Source organism: Pseudomonas sp. PS01303 (assembly GCF_029959385.1).
Lineage (GTDB): Bacteria > Pseudomonadota > Gammaproteobacteria > Pseudomonadales > Pseudomonadaceae > Aquipseudomonas > Aquipseudomonas rustica.
Map to the genome: position 1 here is coordinate 14159 of NZ_JASCPK010000059.1, position 19148 is coordinate 33306.

A 19148-nucleotide genomic window follows, 5' to 3' on the forward strand; every position below is an offset into this window, starting at 1 on the left:
AATTGAATGGAACGGAAGTTGATTAATTTTAAACGTGGGGCTAATTTGGTTTTACGCCAAGAAGGCGTTTAAATAATTGCAGGGAATCAATAGTCATGACTGAAGTAAAAGAACAGGTAACTTCTGCTGCTCAACGTGTTGCATTAATTGCGGAGTGCAATGAGTTTGTCGCGGCACAACCAGTAATGCATGCGCGCACCGTTCGGGCCGCTGCGAACTTGCCGATTGACAAGGATGAACTGAACGCCGCCATCATGGGGTCGGGTATCGCAGGTTTTGATGCGAGCATGTCCAAGCGCAGCAAGCGTATCGTCAAGAATACGTACATGTATGCCGACCTGGTGGCCCTGCTCAAGTTTCCGGCGGCCAGTCAGAAAGAACAACGATACAACGAGTTCATGCGACTGATGAAATTGACCGGATGGTTCGCCTTCAGCCAGCCGTATAATCGCTACAGTGCTTCTTCGCAAAAGCTCACGATGGACAATGTTGCCTTGACCATTATTCATGGGGCAGTGGGTGCAGCCATTGGCCAAGGTCAGACAGCATTGAAGGTGCTGTCGACTGTCGCCGATGCAACCATGGATGCACTGAAGAACGAGCCTGAAGCATTGAAGCTTTTTGAAAATAACTCGAAGAAAGCCGAGGGTGGCAACTTCTGCATGTCCAGTGCCCTGGAAGATACCGACGGTGGCATTACCCTGGCCGTTGCAGCCGTGCAATACCTCGCCACTGCGCAACCGACCAAAGTGTTGTTCGTCGAGTGGGCCACTTCGGCGGTTGAAATCTATAACGGCGCGGCCACCATGCACATGGATGAAGAGGATTACTTGATGGTCGAGCCGCTGATTGTCAAAGCGCTGACCGAGCAGCGTGAAAAAGCGCTTAGCTATGAGTTCGGTACAAAGGCCTGAGTTTAAATAAAGCCAGAGATGCGAGTCTCTGGCTTTCCAGGAAGCTGAAAATGAACACAGGATTTAAAACTTTCGTCTGCGCCGGCGCGGTCATTCTGGTGGCGGACGAATTATCCGCAGCAGACCGATCCGATAGCCTTGATGCGCTGCTGTATGCTCAAACAGTCGCCTCCCATAAAGTGTTCGATGGCCGCGACGTTGAGTCATGGGCCCACGCTAATAACATGGCATTGAGAGCCACCGGTGCCCTGTTGCTGGACAACCCGGGCGTAAATTTTCCGGCGCCTTTGCCTGAAAGCTTTACCGTGTTGGAGTTGGCAACCAGACTTCTGCACAGCTGGATTCCCGCGACGGTCACACGCGTGTGCGCTTCAGCGATCGAGTTGCAGTTGAAGCAAGTCTCCGCCGCGGTTGCTAATCAGAGTATCCAGCCACATGTTTTGTTGGAGGGGAATTGCATAAGATTTATGTTGGGCTTTGTTTCTTCCGGGACAGCGGTATCGACTGTGGTCGTGTCTTTTGAAGTTGCAGAAATCGTCGTTGATAATGTGCTTTATCATCGTTTCAGTAACAAAAATATCCAGGGCCGCGTGTTTGTCGAAGGCTACAAAGCGCTGATCGATCCCGAGGATTATGGTTTTTCCCGGGCCAAGGTTATCTCGTTACTGGGCGAGCGCCGCCAAGAGCAAATCATCGCGTTGGCCTGAAATGCCTGCGAGGGCAATGCCCGTCGAGGGATATGTCTTGCAAAACCGACGGGCAGACTTTTCATGCCGGTGAACAAAGCAGGCATAATACCGCGCCTTTCCCTCGCCACCGGTTCGCCCCTTGAACGAACGCCCGATGTCCACTGCCATACGCCCCTCGGCTTGTCCGGGGTTGCTGCGTATCGTTCAGGCATTGGATGGCGGGATCTGTCGGATCAAACTCAACGGTGGCTCGATCAGCGCCGAGCAGGCGGATGCGGTGGCGAAGGCGGCGCAACAGTTCGCCAGCGGTGCTATCGAGGCGACCAACCGCGCCAATCTGCAGATTCGCGGGATCGGCGCGCAGTCCTCTGCATTGATCGACAGCCTGTTGGCTACCGGCCTCGGCCCGCGATCCGCCGCCGGCGACGACGTGCGCAACCTGATGCTCAGCCCGGCTGCCGGGATCGACCAGCAGATGCAATTCGACACTCGTCCGCTCGCCGAACAGATCCTCGACACCCTGCAAAACCATCCGCGCTTTCATGAATTGAGCGCCAAGTTCGCCGTGCAACTGGACGGCGCTGAAGCCTTGGCGATGCTCGAACACCCGCATGACCTGTGGTTGTCGGCCTTCAAAAAGGACGGCGAGACATTGCTGGCATTCGGTCTGGCGGGTTGCCCGACGGATCGTGCGCTTGGTGCGGTGGCACTGGACAACGGCCATGCGCTGGTGGTCGCGGTGCTTGAATTGTTCCTTGATCTGGCGCGCCCTGAGCAAACGCGGATGCGCCATTTGTTCAGCGAAACGACGCCTGCGCAGTTTCTCGAAAAACTCGCTCAGCGGGTTACCCTGCAAGCTGTCAGCGATCGGGAGCGTTTGCCAGCGGCGGACAATCTGCACATCGGCGTTCATCCGCAAAACACCTCGGATTTGGTGTACATCGGCGCCGTACCAGCGCTCGGTCGTCTCGATCCGACAATGCTGCGCGGTGTCGCACAATTGGCTCGCCAGTTCGGCAACGGCCACCTGCGTTTCACCCCGTGGCAAAGCCTGTTGCTGCCCGACGTCAAAATCACCAACGCCGCCGAGGTGCTGCAAGGCCTCAAGCAACTCAACCTGCTGACCGACCCGAGCGAACCGCTGTCGCGCCTGATTGCCTGCACCGGTTCCAACGGCTGCGGCAAAGGCCTCGCCGACACCAAACAAGACGCCCGCCATCTGGCCACGCTGCTGCCCTCGGCGCTCAGCGTGCACCTGTCCGGTTGCTCGCGTTCCTGCGCCGCCGCGCACCGTGCGCCGGTGACGTTGCTGGCGGTCAGCCCCGGTCATTACGACCTCTATTTTCGCGATGCGACGCTGCCGGGTTTCGGCGCGTTGCACGCACGCAATCTTACTATTGAAGCGGCCGCGACCCTGCTCGACGCCCGCTCCCGGAGCCCCCTTGATGCTTGATTACATTCGCGACGGTCAGGAGATCTATCGCAACTCCTTCGCGATCATTCGCAGCGAAGCCAACCTCGCGCGAATCCCGGCCGATCTGGAAAAACTCGCGGTGCGGGTGATTCACGCCTGCGGCATGGTCGAGGCCATCGACGGTCTGCAGTTTTCCGAAGGCGCGGGCAAGGCCGGGCGCGAGGCGCTGGCCGCCGGTGCGCCGATTCTGTGTGATGCGCGGATGGTCTCCGAAGGCGTGACCCGTGCGCGCCTGCCGGCCAACAACGAAGTGATCTGCACTCTGCGCGATGACAGCGTGCCGGAGCTGGCGCGCGAGCTGGGCAACACTCGTTCCGCCGCTGCGCTGGAACTGTGGCGTCCGCACCTTGAAGGCAGTGTGGTGGTGATCGGCAACGCGCCAACCGCGCTGTTCTATCTGCTGGAAATGCTCGATGCAGGCGCACCAAAACCAGCGCTGATTCTGGGCTTCCCGGTCGGCTTCGTTGGCGCTGCCGAATCGAAAGCGGCACTGGCCGCCGACAGCCGTGGCGTGCCGTTCGTGATCATGCAAGGCCGCCTCGGTGGCAGCGCCATGGCCGCCGCCGCCGTCAATGCCCTCGCCACGGAGATTGAATGATGCAGGCTAAAGGACGTTTGATTGGCCTGGGCGTCGGCCCCGGTGATCCAGAACTGATTACCGTCAAGGCGCTGCGCTTGCTGCGCGAATCGCCAGTGGTCGCGTACTTCGTCGCCAAGGGCAAAAAGGGCAACGCGTTCGGCATCATCGAAGCGCATCTGCAAGAAGCGCAGAACCTGCTGCCGCTGGTGTATCCGGTGACTACCGAAGCATTGCCGGCGCCGCTTTCTTACGAACAAGTCATCAGCGATTTCTACGATGAAGCCGCCGAAACCGTCGCCGCGCATCTCGATGCCGGTCGCGATGTCGCGGTGATTTGCGAAGGTGATCCGTTCTTCTACGGCTCCTATATGTACCTGCACGATCGCCTCGCCACGCGCTATGAAGCGCAAGTGGTGCCGGGCGTTTGCTCGATGCTCGGTGGCGCTTCGGTGCTGGGCGCGCCGTTGGTGTATCGCAATCAAAGCCTGTCGGTGCTCTCCGGCGTGTTGCCCCATGAAGAATTGAAGCGACGTCTGGCCGATGCTGACGCCGCCGTGATCATGAAGCTGGGCCGTAACTTCCCGAAGGTGCGTCAGGTGTTGGAAGAACTCGGTCTGGCCGAGCGCGCGCTGTATGTCGAGCGCGCGACCATGGCCAATCAGAAGATCGTGCCGATGGATCAGGTGGAGCCGATGTCCTCGCCGTACTTCTCGCTGATCATCGTGCCGGGCGAACGGTGGCAGGGCTGATGACTCACTCCACACCCGCGATCATCATTCTCGGTCAGGCCAGCCTGGCCACGGCCCGTCGCATTCAGCAGGTCTATCCGGCGGCGCAGATCCACGGCCTCGCCGGGCGCGTTGAAGGCGCCGATTGCAGCTATCAGGAATTCGGCGCGACCTTGCGCGATCTGTATCAGCACAACACGCCGATCATTGCGCTGTGCGCTGCGGGCATTGTCATCCGCACACTGGCGCCGCTGTTGCTGGAGAAGGGCGCCGAACCTGCCGTGCTCGCAGTGGCTGAAGATGGCAGCGCGGTGGTGCCGCTGCTCGGCGGCCTCGGCGGGGTGAATGTCATGGCGCGGGAAATCGCTGCCGGGCTGCAAGTGACGGCGGCGATCACCACCAGTGGCGAATTGCGCTTTGGCACTTGCCTGCTCAATCCACCCAGCGGTTATGCGCTCGCCGATCTGGAACTGGGCAAGCGTTTTGTCTCCGACCTGCTGGCCGGGCACAGCGTGCGTATTGAAGGCGAGGCGCCGTGGCTGGGTCAGGCGCAACTGCCGGAAGACCCGCAGGCGCAGCGTTCGATTCATGTCAGCAGTGCTGAGCGTGAAGTCAGCGCCAACGAATTACTGATTTATCCGCGCAGTGTGGCGGTGGCGGTCAGTGCCGACGTTGTCGATCTGTCGAGCGCCGTTCGCAAAGCGCTGCAGCAGGCGAAAGTCGCGTTGCAATCGCTGGCGTGTCTGGTTGCCGCTGACAGTGACATGGTTTCGGCGAACTTGCGTGATGCAGCGCTTGAACTGGGCGTGCCGCTGCGGTTTGTCGCTGCGCAAACTGATCTCGAAGCATTGGCACTTAATGCCGTACCTTCAGCGAGCATCGTGACCGCAAACAACCTCGCCATCGCGATTGCCGAGCAGCCGCTGGACGTTGCTCATGTCGGTCGCCCACGCGGTCGTTTGGCCGTCATCGGCCTTGGCCCCGGCGCTGCCGAACTGATGGTTCCCGCCGTCAAAGCCGAACTGGCGCGTTGTACCGATGTGCTCGGCTACGAAACCTATGTGCGCATGGCCGGCCCGTTCCGCGACGATCAAGTGCAGCATTGCACCGACAACCGCGAAGAAATGCAGCGCGCCCGTCACGCTTTCCGACTAGCCGCCGAAGGCCGTTCGGTGATCGTGGTTTCTTCGGGCGATCCCGGCGTGTTCGCCATGGCAGCGGCGGTGCTCGAAGCGCTGCACGAGTCGGATGATCCCGCCTGGCACAGCGTCGATCTGGAAATTCTTCCCGGCGTTTCCGCATCGCTGGCCACCGCCGCACAGGCCGGTGCGCCGCTGGGGCACGATTTCTGCGTGATGTCGCTGTCGGACAACCTCAAGCCGTGGTCGATCATCGAGAAGCGGTTGGATCTGGCGGCGGAAGCGGATCTGGCGCTGGCGTTCTACAACCCTATTTCCAAGGCGCGGCCATGGCAGTTGGGGCGAGCGCTGGAAATCGTCGCACAACATCGCACCTCAGAAACGCCAGTGGTGTTGGGGCGGGACATTGGCCGACCGGGGCAAACATTGCGCACCACCACGCTGGGCGCGCTGACACCGGATCAGGTGGACATGCGCACGATGGTACTGATCGGTTCGTCCACCACTTGCACCTTTCCTCGCGCAACTGGGGGTGATTGGGTTTACACGCCGCGCTGGTATGGCGAGAAGCCAAAAGGCTGATGCAAAAAAAGCGGCTCTACGGAGCCAATTTATTTCTGCGTTTACCAAGGATTCAGATCAGGGCACCAGATAGCCTTTCACCCCGGTGAAGATGATTTGCGCCGCCAGTGCGCAAACAAATAGCCCCATCAAACGGCTGACAATCTGCAAACCCTGATCGCCGAGAATCCGTTCGATTCGGTTCGACAGGTACAACACCACGCCAACGGTAAAACTGGCCAGTGTGATACTCATGATCGCCGTGAGCTTGTCGTCCCAGTGAGGCTGGCTCACGCCCATCACCAGCAAGGCACCGATGGTGCCAGGCCCGACGGTGATCGGAATGGTCAGCGGCACGATGGTCACGTCCTGCTGCACGTTGTCAGCCTGCACTGCCGGTTTGCCCTGCGCCATCCCCAGCGCCGAGATGAACAGCACGCTGCCAGCACCGATGCGGAAGGCGTCTACGGTGATGCCAAACACGTCGAAAATTACCCGACCGAACAAATACAGCAAGACACTGGAAATCAGCGTTGCGAGGGCGACTTTCCACGCCAGACGCCGTTGCTCCTTGCGCGAATAACCGCGGGTCAGGCTGATGAAGCAGGACAGCACGAAAAACGGGCTGTAAAGCACGAGCATCTTCAGGTAAACGCTGAACAACACATGGAGCATGGTTTCGGCTCGCATTCGGAGTGGGGTGAAAGGAGTCTATCAGCCGATCAATTGTCTGTGGGGGCGAGTTGCAAGGATCTTGTAGTGGTTTCGCTTTTTCATGATGTTGCTCAATGAGTGTTAGTTGTCGGATTATAAATTTTATTAAGGATATGCTGTTACATGTTTGAGTTTGTCAGGTTGGTTTAGTTTGGTTATTGTTCTTCTGGCAAGTTCATGATGAGCTTGTAAGAATATTAATAAGGATTCTATTGTGACTGCTCAAACTGTTAGTAAGAACTATATATCTTCCTGTGTTCAAAGTTTGCAAGAGTATGATTTGGGTGAGCCGGTGCGCGGCCAGCCTCGTGGGTTGTTTGCGGCAAGTGATGATGTAGTAGATCCAACCAAAGCGTCTATCGTCGGCGAAGGCATTATCACTTTTAGTGGTAACCTCACAGGCGTTAATAGAACAGACGCTCAAAACGCATTTCTATACGCATCCCTGGCGGCAAACAAACAATATCCGCTGGAACATCAGGGTAAAGAATGGTACATGCTGTTCCGCGAAGTGATGACCAATATCGGCTGGACGCCGATCAGCAAGTTTTACAGCGATCTGAGTGTCAGCGGCAGCAGTGTTCGCATGGATAAGCTGGTTCTGGACATTCTGTCGTCGGTCATTGCAGGACTTGCGGTACCTGGCCCAGGCACCGCTCTGATGCTTAAAGTTGCAAGCGAAGCCATTACTGCTCTGCAGAAGCGTGATACTGCTTTGACGCTTTATGAACGAAACCTGCTGGAAAACGGTGTGGGTGGTGTCACTGCCGGATCGTGCGCTGATGTTAACGGTACAACCATCTTTGCCGTAGGTGCAGTACGTTTTCACCGTCGCAACTCCTCCACCAAAGTATTGTTTGTCGATGTGGATATCCGCAACGTGAATCTGTATCGCGGAGAAACGGTATTCGAAAAAAATGAAATGGTCGCCGCGGCCACCCGCCAGGTTGTGGCAGACAAAATTGTAAATCACCTCGTTAAGAAGGTTGATTACGACCTCTGATAATGATCAATAAGGGCAGTCGGATGTCGACTGTCCTTATTCTGAAGAGAAATTGATATGGATTGTGAATATTCAATATTAATTGTCGGGGCAGCGATATTGGTTGTGCCTGCAACACAAGACCAGACAGCGTATGACGATCTGGTCAACAGCCTGTTGTTCGCACAATTGGTCGCCAATAAGCAGATGGAAAAAGACCAAAGCACACCTTGGTATGACTGTTATATGCAATTTTTGGATGACTTTTGGCCGCGGGATATAAAAGGCAGAGAAGATTGGCGGATTGATGCGGACAGTCATGAGTCGTTTGTTGATTGGATAGTGCCAACGATTTCTAAAGCGAGTCCTGCAGCAGGGCAAGCCATTGATAGAGTGTTGACTCGATTGGTTAATGTACCGGCTACCCATCCGGCGATTAACTTGCTACGAACGCAAATGAAAAAAGTGTCCGGAGCACAAGTAATGCCAGTTCCTGCACCGGCGGAAAATGTACATCTGCTGGTGTTGATGGCGCAATCGCCAACGACGTTTGCCAGTGTCTTTGTGGAGCTGAAAACCCATCAGGCGTTGAGCCTCAATCCGCTGGCACAACTCTATAGCGGGGAGGACATACAAGGCCCGGTCACGCTGCGTTATGCCCGAGCAAATCTATCGCAAGTATCGTATGGCTTTGTGCGCGATGAAGTGGCTTTAAAAGTCAAAGAACGGATTGCCGAAAACGTTGCAACGTTTGATATGAATGATGAGCCTGGGCTCACAGAGGAGAAGCAGCCATGACGGATTTGATCTCACCTCCTGCCGCGGTAGTAGGCGGTAGCATTGTGTCATTCGCCAGCGGACTGCCTGCGTCCCATCGGGAAGACGTCTACATGTGCACTGCGTTTGCGCAAATGGCCACACGTGCTGCAGAGGCAGATGGATTGTCGGGTGACTGGTTTGCCTTTTACTGTAATCAACTCCGTTTCCTGGGCTGGGATGTACCTAAACCTCAAACGTTTAATCCCGCACCGTCGGCATCGATGGGCAGTAAGGCGACAGAACGGATCAGATCCGCGCTAGGTGAAAAGTTCGCGTTGCCCATTAGCCGGGCCTTGGCCGATCTGGAACATAACGCATCGGCACTCAGTCTGTTCGAATCCACGAGCCTCTCGGCTGACGTCGGTTACTTTCAGATGATTCCTTGCGTGATGAACGGCGCACACAAGGTTGATATGGCGATCTATAACCGTAAGTTTTCGATGTTGAAAAAGATCTCTCGATTTCTGTTTGTCAAAAACGCGTCGCTTGAGGAGGGAGGGAATGAGCAACTGACGATGATCACGTTCAATACCCTGTATTACGCTCAGTTCCGAGAGAAAGTGAAGCGCTCGGTGCTCTCTCAATCAGTGAAGTATCTGAGTGAGCTGGAAATCTGAAAGCGCCGGCGCCAAGCGTTACTTAAAAAGTCGAGGCCGTCCGATTCTGCTGATCACGCTCAGCCACCCAATGCTCGATCAACTCGCGCAACTGCGACAATTCCACCGGTTTGGACATGTGCCCGTCCATGCCGGCCTGACGCGCGCGTTCTTTGTGTTCGGCAAGAATGTGCGCGGTCAGGGCAACGATTGGCGTGCGGATGCGCTGATTGCTGACTTCCCAGGCGCGTAACTGCTGGGTCGCTGAGAAGCCATCGAGAATCGGCATTTCGCAGTCCATCAACACCAGATCGTAACGCTGCGCCTTCATCGCTTGCAGGGCTTCTTCGCCGTTGCTGGCAGTGTCCGGTTGCAGGTTGAGCTTGCCGAGCATGCCGCGAATTACTTTGGTCGAGATCGTGTTGTCTTCGGCGACGAGGATGCGGAAATCGCTTGGCACTTTCGCTGCCGTGGCGGCGGTGACCACTTGCGGCTGGAACACCACCTGACCTTTGTTGCGCTGGTTGAGTTCGTCCGCCAGCGTGGTCTTGAGGGTGTAGCCGGCCACCGGTTTGGCCAGAATGCGTTTGATCCCCGAGTTGCGCGCAATGATCTTGCTCGGCGCGTTGCTGATGCCGGTGAGCATGATCAGCAGAATGTCGTGATTGAGGCTCGGGTCTTCCTTGATCTTCGCCGCGAGCTGCATGCCGGTCATGCCGGGCATGTTCTGATCGAGCAACACCACATCGAAATAATCGCGCAGATGCGCTTTGGTGCGCAGCAGGGCCAGCGCTTCCTTGCCCGACGGCACGGCGCTGACATTCAAGCCCCAGGCGCTGCATTGCTGCACCAGCACTTTGCGGCAGGTGTCGTTGTCGTCGACCACCAATACGCGCGCGCCTTGCAGCGGACTGTCGAGATCGGAGGTCGGGTGTTCGAGACGATCCGGATCCAGCGGCAAAGTCAGCCACAACGTGCTGCCCTGCGTGGCGCCGCTCTTGATGCCGAACTCACCCTGCATCAAACGAATCAGTTGCCGCGCGATGACCAGCCCGAGATTGCCGCCCAGACGATTCGCCGAGAGGAAGTGTTTGCTGTGCAGTTCGGCGTGCATCAGCGCATCGCGTTCTTCCTGCTCCATCGGCGCGCCGCTGTCCTGCACGGCGATGCGCAGACGCGGTTTGGTGCTGCGCTCGTCGAGGGCGACGACGATCAGCACTTCGCCTTCTTCGGTTTTCTTCAGGGCGTTTTCCAGCAGGCTGAGCAAGGTCTGGCGCAGGCGCGTCGGATCGCCACTGATGACGCGCGGCACTTGCGGCTGGATGAAACTGATCAGCTCGACGTTCTGCTGTTCGGCCTTGGCGCGGTAGATGCTCAGGCAATCGTCGATCAACGCATTGAGGTCGAACTGCACATCGTCCAGTTCGATCTGCCCCGACTCGAGTTTGGAGATGTCGAGAATCTCGTTGATCAACGTCAGCAGTTCGTTGCCAGCGCTGTGGATGGTCTGCACGTAGTCACGTTGCTTGACCGACAGCGGCGTGCCGAGCAGCAGTTCAGTCATGCCCAGCACACCGTTCATCGGCGTGCGGATTTCGTGGCTGATCTTGGCGAGGAATTCGGCTTTGGCGTTGATCTCGGCGTTGCTCGCGGCGAGGTCGCGGCTGACGCTGAAACGGCTTTCGGTGATGCTGCGCTGACGCTCGCCGAGGGCGACGCTCATCAACAGACCGCTGACGCAGATGAACGCCATCAGCGTCATGATCAAGCCTTGCGGCGACACCAGTGTCAGCCCCAGCAGCGCCGGCAAAATAATCAGCGTGCCGATGTTGAACACCACCATGGCCGCCACGAACAGACGCGCCGGGCGATAACCTTTTTGCCAGTGATAGACGCCGACGAACAACATGCTCAGACCGGCGAGTGCCACCAATGCGTAGGTGATGATGTTCAGCGGCAGTGTATTGACGAACAACAGCAGCAGGCTGCAGATGACAATGAACAGGATGTCGGCCATCAGCAGCTTGTTCAGCGGGTGCGGGCCGAGTGGGCCGAAGAAGCGATAAGCAAACATCAAACCGGCGGGGGCGGTCAGTAGCAGCGCCAGATAAGCGCCCGGTGTCTGGATCGCGTGCCAGTTCGGCAGCCAGGGCCCGAGCAGATTGAGCAGGAGCAACAGGCTCAGGCCCAGCAGACCTTCGCAAACCGCCAGCCACAAGCTGCTGCGTGAACGCGAATAGCTGTAACGCACCACGTTATGCAGCAGGAGCATGGCGAGGCAGCCGAACAGCAAACCGAAAATCAGCGAATGGTTTTGATTGGCCGCGCTCATCACGGCCGATTGCAGGGTGATGTGCGGACGCAATTGATGGTCGGAGACCATCCGTAAATAAACGTCGAGGGGTTTGTCGCTTTGCGGCAGGGCGAGCATGAAGTCGCTGCTGGGCAACGGTCGTTCGGCCTGCGGTTGCTCGGTGCCGGTGTTGCGTTGCTCGATCAACTGGTCGCCGTCGAGCACGTACAGATTGAGCTGCGACAGGTCGGGGGCAAAGATGCGCAGCACTTGTTCGTGCTTGCCCGGCGCCAGTCTGAAGCGCAGCCACAGTGCACCATCGGGCTCGGACGCGGTGAGGCGCTCAAGGTCGATGGGGCTGAATTGATTGGTGTAGCGAGCGGAGCGGATGTCGCTCAGTTGCAGATTGCCCTGATCGTCGAGCAATATCGACCAGCCACTGCCTTGTGCGGCCTGGGCCGGAAGCATGCAGAGCAAGGTCAGCATCGTGACGGTGAAGCTTATGGCAATCCTGAGCCAGCGCACGGCGAAATCCCTTCGTAGGTTGATGCCAGAATATAACGATGCGCCGCGGCGGAACAGCCCGGCGAGGAACGGTATCCCTCGCCGGTCTTGATGAACAGCTTATTCCTGGGTTTCGCCACGTTCACGGGCAATGGCGCGGTAGCCAATGTCCTTGCGGTAGAAGCTGCCGTCCCAGTCGATGGCCGCTGCCAGCTTGTACGCTTGCTGCTGCGCTTCACCGACGCTTGCGCCCATTGCGGTGGCGCAGAGTACGCGACCACCGGCGGTGACAACCTGGCCATCCTTCAGCGCAGTACCGGCGTGGAAGACTTTGCCTTCCAGCTTCGCCGCTGCGTCGAGACCGTTGATCGCCGCGCCCTTGGCGTAGTCGCCCGGGTAGCCGCCAGCGGCCAGCACGATGCCGACGCTCGGGCGTGGATCCCACTGTGCTTCAACCTTGTCCAGCGCTTGCGCCAGCGCGGCTTCGACCAACAGCACCAGGCTCGATTGCAGGCGCAGCATCACCGGTTGGGTTTCCGGGTCGCCGAAGCGGCAGTTGAACTCGATGACTTTCGGGTTACCGGCCTTGTCGATCATCAGACCGGCATAAAGGAAACCGGTGTAGACGTTGCCTTCCTCAGCCATGCCGCGCACGGTCGGCCAGATCACCAGATCCATCACGCGTTTGTGCACGTCGGCGGTGACCACCGGGGCAGGGGAGTAAGCACCCATGCCGCCCGTGTTCGGGCCGCTGTCGCCGTCGCCCACACGTTTGTGATCCTGGCTGGTGGCCATCGGCAGCACGTTTTTGCCGTCGACCATGACGATGAACGACGCTTCTTCGCCGTCGAGGAATTCTTCGATCACCACGCGCGAACCGGCGTCACCGAAAGCGTTGCCGGCGAGCATGTCGCGCACGGCGTCTTCGGCTTCGGCCAGGGTCATGGCGACGATCACGCCTTTACCGGCGGCCAGGCCATCGGCCTTGATCACGATCGGTGCGCCTTTTTCACGCAGATAAGCCAGGGCCGGCTCGATCTCGGTGAAATTCTGGTAGTCGGCCGTCGGGATCTTGTGACGGGCGAGGAAGTCTTTGGTGAAGGCTTTCGAGCCTTCCAGCTGTGCAGCGCCGGCAGTCGGGCCGAAGCAATCCAGACCACGGGCGCGGAACAGGTCAACGACGCCAGCCACCAGCGGCACTTCCGGGCCGACGATAGTCAGCGAAACGTTTTTCTCGGCGAAGTCGGCCAGTTGCTCAAGGGCCAGCACGTCGATGGCGACGTTCTCGCACTTGGCTTCAATGGCGGTGCCAGCGTTGCCCGGTGCAACAAAAACCTTCTGCACGCGCGGATCCTGAGCCACTTTCCAGGCCAGAGCGTGTTCACGGCCACCGCTGCCAATGATCAAAACATTCATTTCAAAAACCTCGGATGACGCTAATTCTGTGGGGGCTGATCGTTCCCACGCTCTGCGTGGGAATGCCTCTACGGACGCTCTGCGTCCGAGGGACGCGGAGCGTCCCGGGCTGCGTGCCCACGCAGAGCGTGGGTACGATCAAGCAATAATCAGTGACGGAAGTGGCGCATGCCGGTGAAGACCATAGCGATGCCGGCTTCGTCAGCGGCGGCAATCACTTCAGCATCACGCATCGAGCCACCCGGCTGGATCACCGCAGTGATACCGACTTTGGCTGCGTTATCCAGACCGTCGCGGAACGGGAAGAACGCGTCCGAGGCCATCACCGAACCGGCGACTTGCAGACCGGCGTGCTCAGCCTTGATCGCAGCGATACGCGCCGAGTTTACGCGGCTCATCTGGCCCGCGCCGACACCGATGGTCTGACGGTTCTTGGCGTAGACGATGGCGTTGGATTTAACGTATTTGGCAACTTTCCAGGCGAAGATCAGGTCATGGATTTCCTGTTCGGTCGGCGCACGTTTGGTCACGACTTTCAGGTCATCAGCGCTGATCATGCCGATGTCGCGGCTCTGTACCAGCAGGCCGCCGTTGACGCGCTTGTAGTCCCACGCTGCAGCGCGGTCAGCCGACCACTCGCCGCAGGCCAGCAGGCGCACGTTAGCTTTCGCCGCAACAATCGCGCGGGCTTCTTCGCTGACGCTTGGGGCGATGATCACTTCAACGAACTGACGCTCGACGATCGCTTTGGCGGTCTCGGCATCCAGTTCACGGTTGAAGGCGATGATGCCGCCGAACGCCGACTCGGTGTCGGTGGCGTAAGCCAGTTCGTAGGCCTGACGGATGCCGCCTTCAGCGTCCGGGCTCACGGCCACGCCGCACGGGTTGGCGTGCTTGACGATGACGCAGGCTGGCTTGACGAAGCTCTTCACGCATTCCAGCGCGGCGTCGGTGTCGGCCACGTTGTTGTACGACAGCTCTTTGCCTTGCAGTTGGGTCGCAGTGGCGATGCCGACTTCGGCAGGCTTGGCTTCAACATAGAACGCCGCGCTTTGGTGCGGGTTCTCGCCGTAGCGCATTTCCTGGGCCTTGATGAACTGGCTGTTGAAGGTGCGCGGGAATTCGCTGCGGCCTTCGGTGCTCAGGGTTTCAGCGGCCTGATTCACGGTGCCCATGTAGTTGGCGATCATGCCGTCGTAGGCAGCGGTGTGTTCGAAGGCTTTGAGCATCAGATCGAAGCGCTGAGCGTAGGTCAGGCCGCCGGCCTTGAGGCCTTCCAGCACGCTGGCGTAATCGCTGGCATTCACCACGATCGCCACGTCTTTGTGATTTTTCGCTGCCGAACGCACCATGGTCGGGCCGCCGATATCGATGTTTTCGATCGCGGTCGGCAGGTCGCAACCTGGCTTGTTGATGGTGGCTTCGAACGGGTAGAGGTTGACGGCAACCAGATCGATCGGCTTGATGCCGTGCTCATTCATGATCGCGTCATCGATACCGCGACGACCGAGGATGCCGCCGTGGATTTTCGGGTGCAGGGTTTTCACCCGACCGTCCATCATCTCGGCGAAACCGGTGTAATCCGCGACTTCCACTGCGGCAACACCGTTGTCGCGCAGCAGCTTGAACGTTCCGCCGGTGGAGAGGATCTCGACGCCCAGAGCTTCAAGCTCCTTGGCGAATTCGAGGATCCCGGTCTTGTCGGAAACGCTGATCAAGGCGCGGCGGATCGGCAGGCGGGTAGTCTGGTCGGTCATCTCAATTTCCATCAAAAGCAAAGGAAGTCAGCAAAAAAGGCGACCGTTTTTTACGCGGGCGCCTTTCTGGTTTGATTGAATGCTTACAGCAGATCGTACTGCTTGAGTTTCTTGCGCAGCGTGCCTCGGTTGAGACCGAGCAGCTCGCTGGCCTTGGTCTGGTTGCCCTTGACGTAGTTCATCACGCTTTCGAGCAGGGGCGCCTCGACTTCGGAGAGCACCAGGTTGTACACATCCGTGACGGACGCGCCCTCAAGGTGGGCGAAATAATTGTGCAGCGCCTTCTCGACACTCCCGCGAAGGGTCTGACCTTCTTCGCTCGGGGTATTGAGGTGCTGTTTCAAATTCACGTTGTCGCTCACGGGTGCTGTTCCACTCACTAAAGTCTCGGTCATCATCGTCATGCGGCCACCCCTTCTTCGTCCCCTGTCAGGCTCTTGTAATGCTCGGCGAAGAACTCCCGAACATTGGCGCATTGTGTTTCCGTACCATCCAAACGATTGAAGTGGGCGCGAAACTCCTTGGCGCCCGGCAAGGTTGCGAGATACCAGCCCACATGCTTGCGCGCAATGCGCACGCCCATCACATCCCCATAGAAAGCGTGAAGTGCGGCCAGATGCTCTAGCAGTATGTGTTCCACTTCGATCAGTTGCGGCGCCGGCAATTTCTCGCCCGTGCGCAGGTAATGATCGATCTCGCGAAAAATCCATGGCCGCCCTTGGGCGGCGCGGCCTACCAACAGGCCATCGGCACCGGTCGCGTCGAGGACGTAACGGGCCTTCTCCGGCGAATCGATGTCGCCATTGGCAAACACCGGAATCGACACCGCCTGCTTGATCGCGGCAATCGTGTCGTATTCGGCTTCACCTTTGTACAGATCGGCGCGAGTGCGGCCATGCACTGCCAGCGCGGTGATCCCGGCCTGCTCGGCGATCTTCGCCACGGTCAGACCGTTCTTGTTGTCGCGATCCCAACCGGTGCGGATCTTCAGGGTGACCGGCACATCAACCGCAGCCACAACGGCCTGCAGGATCTCGGTCACCAGTGCTTCATCTTTCAACAGCGCGGAACCGGCGGCCTTGTTGCAGACCTTCTTTGCCGGGCAACCCATGTTGATATCAATAATCTGTGCGCCCAGCTCAACGTTGGCCCGGGCTGCATCCGCCAGCATCTGCGCATCGCCACCGGCAATCTGTACCGAGCGTGGCTCGGGATCGCCTTCGTGGATCATGCGCATGCGCGACTTGCGGGTGTTCCACAAGCTCATGTCGCTGGTGACCATTTCCGAGACTACAAGCCCTGCGCCCAAACGCTTGCACAGCTGACGAAAGGGCTGATCGGTGACGCCCGCCATCGGGGCGAGAATCAAGCCGTTCTGCAATATGTATGGGCCGATGCGTACCGCCGACATAGGACTTCCCTGAAGTGGGGCCGGATCATGAGAGTTCGAAAAAGGGTTGGCATGATACCCGCTCTCGATGACTGGATAAAGGCTGAATTGAACAAAATCTGAACAGTTATTCTGTTATTGCCAGCGGTTTGGTTGCCCGCCGCTCAGTCAGAAAACTGCCGTCAATCGAGAAACGGTGAAGCGATTCACTCGGGCGAGTGAAAACTCAGGCTGTAATTCACCGCTTTCGGGCCTGGATCGAGAATATCCAGCGCAATGTGGATCGGCGTCTGTGGTGGCATTTCGGCCAATCCTTCGAGATCGCCGCTCAGGTATTCGCCGGGTTTGAACCGACGACTGGCAATCAAGTGACCGTTGAGGTCGGCGAAACGCAGCTCCAGCAGCGGAAACGGCTGCGAGAATGTCGCGCGGTTATAGATGATCGCGTCGACCACCAAGGCACCGCTGAACTCCGGATGGCTGCGCACCACCAGATTGCTGCTTTTAATGCGGGCGATGTCGACTTTCGACGGCACGGTGCAGCCGATCTGCGGGCAGATCTCCTGGAACCATGGTCGGTATTGATCCTGCCGCGCCAGTTCGTCGAAATGGTAAGCAACGTACTGCGCGCCGAGTCCGCCCGCCGCCAGCAGCACTAACAACAGCCAAAGCATGCGCCGGCCCCACGGCGAACGGCGCTTCTGCCAGTCGAGTTGCAGCGGGTCGTCGGTCAGATCCTGCAGGACTTCGGCGCGCACGCCGGGGTCTGCGCGGTCACGCTTTTTGCGTAACGGGGTGATCGTTGGCAGGTCGTCGTTTTCGCTGTCGTCGCTGGCGGAGAAACGTTCGCGACGGGCGTTCGGATCGATCGGGTCGTGCAGGCGCAATTGCGGGATGGCCGGCTCGTCGTCGAGATCCACCGGTTCCAGCGACAATGAAGGCTCGGTGCGCGCGGATTTCACCGGCTCGATGTCGACAACTTCTGGCTCGTGTTCTTCGTGCTCTTCGTGTTCGGCGGCGTGCTCATCGGCGCGTTCGCTGAAAAGAGTATCGCGCCAGACCGTTTCATCCGGCTCAGGGCTGTCGCGGCGAGCACTCAGGGAATCTTCGCGTTGACGACCGAATTCGGTGGTCGGCTGGATTTCCCGTTGTTCGAGGCGAGCGAGTTCTTCGTCCAGATCGAGGCTGTCGAGATCAAGCTCGGACGCGCTCCACTGTTTTTGGCTGATGGCGCGCGGTGCGGGCGGCTCGATGATAGGCGGCGGCTCGATAACGGGCGCGGCCTCGACAATCGGCGCAGGCTCGACAATCGATGGCGCGACCGGCGTCACCGCGTCCTTGCCGGCGTGTTGCTCCAGCAGCTGTTTGGCCGCGTTGAACACTTGCAGGCAGGAGCCGCAGCGAACCACCCCGCGGGCCACGCTCAATTGAGCATGGCTGACACGGAAACTGGTTTGGCAATGCGGGCACTGGGTGACGAAACTGTCGGTCATGCGGCGATCCGGATTGTGCAGGCGGTCATATTAGCGCCGACGGCCGGTGATGCGCACCCAGCCATCGCGATTGGCGATCGGGTCGAGGTCGAAATCCTGCGCGTAAGCGGCGGCGACTTCATCACCTTGCTCGGCAAGAATGCCCGACAACGCCAGACGGCCACCGGATTTCACCAGGCTGGACAGTTGCGGCGCCAGCGAAACCAGCGGGCCGGCGAGAATATTGGCGACCAGCACATCGGCTTGCACCTGCGGCAGATCTTCCGGCAGGTACAGCGGGAACAGTTCATCAGCGATGTTGTTGCGCCCGGCGTTGTCGCGCGATGCTTCCAGCGCCTGCACATCGATGTCGGTGCCGACCGCTTCTTTCGCGCCGAGCAACAGGGCGGCAATGGCCAGAATCCCCGAACCGCAACCGAAATCGAGCACGTTGCAGTCTTTCAGATCCTGACCGTCGAGCCATTCCAGGCACAGCGCGGTGGTCGGGTGGGTGCCAGTGCCGAAGGCCAAACCCGGATCGAGCAGCAGGTTGACCGCATCAGGCTCCGGCGCGGCGTGCCAGCTCGGCACAATCCACAGACGCTGACCGAAACGCATCGGCTCAAAACCGTCCATCCAGCTGCGTTCCCAATCCTGATCTTCGATGACTTCGCTGTGATGCTCGGGCAGCGGGCTGCCGGTCAGCAGTTCGAGATGGGCCAGAACCGGTGCCGGTTCCGTGCCGCCCTCAAACAGCGCCAGCAGATGAGTGTGCGCCCACAGCGGGGTGGTATTGAGTTCCGGTTCGAAGATCGGCTGATCTTCAGCGTCCATGAAGGTCACCGACACGGCGCCCACTTCAAGGAAAGCGTCTTCGTAGGTTTCGGCTTGTTCCGGGCTGATGGCGAGACGTACTTGCAGCCAAGGCATGGCGGGCACCTTTGAAAAATATTGATTGCAGCCTAGCGGCCGGCGAGAAGCGCGCAAGTTTACGCGAGCGCAGGCGGTTTGTGGGAGCTGGATTTGTAGCGCCAATCCCTTGTAGGAGTGAGCCTGCTCGCGATGGCGATGTTGCCGTCAACATAAATGCTGATTGTGCCGGCCGCATCGCGCGCAGGCG

Annotated in this window: 17 protein-coding genes; 9 read left to right on the forward strand and 8 right to left on the reverse strand. The window is 58.8% G+C overall.

The window, feature by feature from the left end:
* Positions 1-95: 95 nt before the first annotated feature.
* The 6 genes from QMX93_RS16945 (at position 96) to cobJ (ending at position 6106) form a co-directional block, all read left to right on the forward strand.
* Positions 96-914 (forward strand): hypothetical protein, encoded by an 819-nt coding sequence (locus QMX93_RS16945; protein ID WP_282357211.1) that lies wholly within the window; start codon positions 96-98, stop codon positions 912-914.
* A gap of 50 nt (positions 915-964) precedes the next feature.
* Positions 965-1621, forward strand: coding sequence for a hypothetical protein (locus QMX93_RS16950; protein ID WP_282357213.1), 657 nt, complete (start codon positions 965-967; stop codon positions 1619-1621).
* Positions 1622-1757: 136 nt separating this feature from the next.
* On the forward strand, positions 1758-3056 hold the full coding sequence (gene cobG / locus QMX93_RS16955; RefSeq protein ID WP_282357214.1) for a precorrin-3B synthase: 1299 nt from the start codon (positions 1758-1760) through the stop codon (positions 3054-3056).
* Positions 3049-3675 carry a precorrin-8X methylmutase gene (locus QMX93_RS16960; RefSeq protein ID WP_053116894.1) on the forward strand — a complete coding sequence of 209 codons (627 nt, stop codon included), beginning with the start codon at positions 3049-3051 and terminating at the stop codon, positions 3673-3675. The genes cobG and QMX93_RS16960 overlap by 8 nt, the downstream gene beginning before the upstream one ends.
* Positions 3675-4406, forward strand: a complete 732-nt coding sequence (locus QMX93_RS16965) for a precorrin-2 C(20)-methyltransferase (protein WP_038360788.1) — start codon at positions 3675-3677, stop codon at positions 4404-4406. The genes QMX93_RS16960 and QMX93_RS16965 overlap by 1 nt, the downstream gene beginning before the upstream one ends.
* On the forward strand, positions 4406-6106 hold the full coding sequence (gene cobJ / locus QMX93_RS16970; protein WP_282357216.1) for a precorrin-3B C(17)-methyltransferase: 1701 nt from the start codon (positions 4406-4408) through the stop codon (positions 6104-6106). Before QMX93_RS16965 ends, cobJ begins: the two co-directional genes overlap by 1 nt.
* A gap of 57 nt (positions 6107-6163) precedes the next feature.
* Here the strand turns inward: cobJ and QMX93_RS16975 are convergent, their stop codons facing one another.
* Complete coding sequence (locus QMX93_RS16975) at positions 6164-6760, reverse strand: MarC family protein (protein WP_282357217.1); 597 nt, start codon at positions 6758-6760, stop codon at positions 6164-6166.
* 253 nt (positions 6761-7013) lie between these two features.
* Here QMX93_RS16975 and QMX93_RS16980 point away from each other — a divergent pair, with 253 nt between their 5' ends.
* Genes QMX93_RS16980 through QMX93_RS16990 form a run of 3 tightly spaced genes read left to right on the forward strand, consistent with a single transcriptional unit; the run spans position 7014 to position 9217 of the window.
* Positions 7014-7802 (forward strand): hypothetical protein, encoded by a 789-nt coding sequence (locus tag QMX93_RS16980; RefSeq protein WP_282357220.1) that lies wholly within the window; start codon positions 7014-7016, stop codon positions 7800-7802.
* A 57-nt stretch (positions 7803-7859) separates the two neighbouring features.
* Positions 7860-8579, forward strand: coding sequence for a hypothetical protein (locus QMX93_RS16985; RefSeq protein ID WP_282357222.1), 720 nt, complete (start codon positions 7860-7862; stop codon positions 8577-8579).
* Positions 8576-9217, forward strand: a complete 642-nt coding sequence (locus tag QMX93_RS16990) for a hypothetical protein (protein ID WP_282357224.1) — start codon at positions 8576-8578, stop codon at positions 9215-9217. The genes QMX93_RS16985 and QMX93_RS16990 overlap by 4 nt, the downstream gene beginning before the upstream one ends.
* 22 nt (positions 9218-9239) lie before the next feature.
* On the opposite strand, the gene QMX93_RS16995 is transcribed toward QMX93_RS16990, so the two are convergent.
* From QMX93_RS16995 to prmA, 7 genes are all read right to left on the reverse strand, one after another.
* Complete coding sequence (locus QMX93_RS16995; RefSeq protein ID WP_282357226.1) at positions 9240-12014, reverse strand: hybrid sensor histidine kinase/response regulator; 2775 nt, start codon at positions 12012-12014, stop codon at positions 9240-9242.
* 99 nt (positions 12015-12113) lie between these two features.
* Positions 12114-13409 (reverse strand): phosphoribosylamine--glycine ligase, encoded by a 1296-nt coding sequence (gene purD / locus QMX93_RS17000; RefSeq protein ID WP_282357227.1) that lies wholly within the window; start codon positions 13407-13409, stop codon positions 12114-12116.
* Between the two features lie 149 nt (positions 13410-13558).
* A complete protein-coding gene (gene purH / locus QMX93_RS17005) occupies positions 13559-15166 on the reverse strand; it encodes a bifunctional phosphoribosylaminoimidazolecarboxamide formyltransferase/IMP cyclohydrolase (protein ID WP_053116902.1) in 1608 nt (535 codons plus the stop codon).
* Between the two features lie 83 nt (positions 15167-15249).
* On the reverse strand, positions 15250-15570 hold the full coding sequence (fis, locus tag QMX93_RS17010) for a DNA-binding transcriptional regulator Fis (RefSeq protein ID WP_003221275.1): 321 nt from the start codon (positions 15568-15570) through the stop codon (positions 15250-15252).
* On the reverse strand, positions 15567-16577 hold the full coding sequence (dusB, locus tag QMX93_RS17015; RefSeq protein ID WP_053116903.1) for a tRNA dihydrouridine synthase DusB: 1011 nt from the start codon (positions 16575-16577) through the stop codon (positions 15567-15569). The genes fis and dusB overlap by 4 nt, the downstream gene beginning before the upstream one ends.
* A 185-nt stretch (positions 16578-16762) precedes the next feature.
* Positions 16763-18049, reverse strand: coding sequence for a DUF3426 domain-containing protein (locus QMX93_RS17020; protein WP_282357231.1), 1287 nt, complete (start codon positions 18047-18049; stop codon positions 16763-16765).
* A 30-nt stretch (positions 18050-18079) separates the two neighbouring features.
* Positions 18080-18958, reverse strand: coding sequence for a 50S ribosomal protein L11 methyltransferase (gene prmA, locus QMX93_RS17025; protein ID WP_053116905.1), 879 nt, complete (start codon positions 18956-18958; stop codon positions 18080-18082).
* Positions 18959-19148 lie beyond the last annotated feature (190 nt).

Excerpts from the sequence above, each read along its gene's own strand:
- QMX93_RS16945 (WP_282357211.1), top strand. The coding sequence starts at position 96 with ATGACTGAAGTAAAAGAACAGGTAACTTCTGCTGCTCAACGTGTTGCA.
- QMX93_RS16950 (WP_282357213.1), top strand. The coding sequence starts at position 965 with ATGAACACAGGATTTAAAACTTTCGTCTGCGCCGGCGCGGTCATTCTG.
- cobG (WP_282357214.1), top strand. The coding sequence starts at position 1,758 with ATGTCCACTGCCATACGCCCCTCGGCTTGTCCGGGGTTGCTGCGTATC.
- QMX93_RS16960 (WP_053116894.1), top strand. The coding sequence starts at position 3,049 with ATGCTTGATTACATTCGCGACGGTCAGGAGATCTATCGCAACTCCTTC.
- QMX93_RS16965 (WP_038360788.1), top strand. The coding sequence starts at position 3,675 with ATGCAGGCTAAAGGACGTTTGATTGGCCTGGGCGTCGGCCCCGGTGAT.
- cobJ (WP_282357216.1), top strand. The coding sequence starts at position 4,406 with ATGACTCACTCCACACCCGCGATCATCATTCTCGGTCAGGCCAGCCTG.
- QMX93_RS16975 (WP_282357217.1), bottom strand. The coding sequence starts at position 6,760 with ATGCTCCATGTGTTGTTCAGCGTTTACCTGAAGATGCTCGTGCTTTAC.
- QMX93_RS16985 (WP_282357222.1), top strand. The coding sequence starts at position 7,860 with ATGGATTGTGAATATTCAATATTAATTGTCGGGGCAGCGATATTGGTT.
- QMX93_RS16990 (WP_282357224.1), top strand. The coding sequence starts at position 8,576 with ATGACGGATTTGATCTCACCTCCTGCCGCGGTAGTAGGCGGTAGCATT.
- purD (WP_282357227.1), bottom strand. The coding sequence starts at position 13,409 with ATGAATGTTTTGATCATTGGCAGCGGTGGCCGTGAACACGCTCTGGCC.
- purH (WP_053116902.1), bottom strand. The coding sequence starts at position 15,166 with ATGACCGACCAGACTACCCGCCTGCCGATCCGCCGCGCCTTGATCAGC.
- fis (WP_003221275.1), bottom strand. The coding sequence starts at position 15,570 with ATGACGATGATGACCGAGACTTTAGTGAGTGGAACAGCACCCGTGAGC.
- dusB (WP_053116903.1), bottom strand. The coding sequence starts at position 16,577 with ATGTCGGCGGTACGCATCGGCCCATACATATTGCAGAACGGCTTGATT.
- QMX93_RS17020 (WP_282357231.1), bottom strand. The coding sequence starts at position 18,049 with ATGACCGACAGTTTCGTCACCCAGTGCCCGCATTGCCAAACCAGTTTC.
- prmA (WP_053116905.1), bottom strand. The coding sequence starts at position 18,958 with ATGCCTTGGCTGCAAGTACGTCTCGCCATCAGCCCGGAACAAGCCGAA.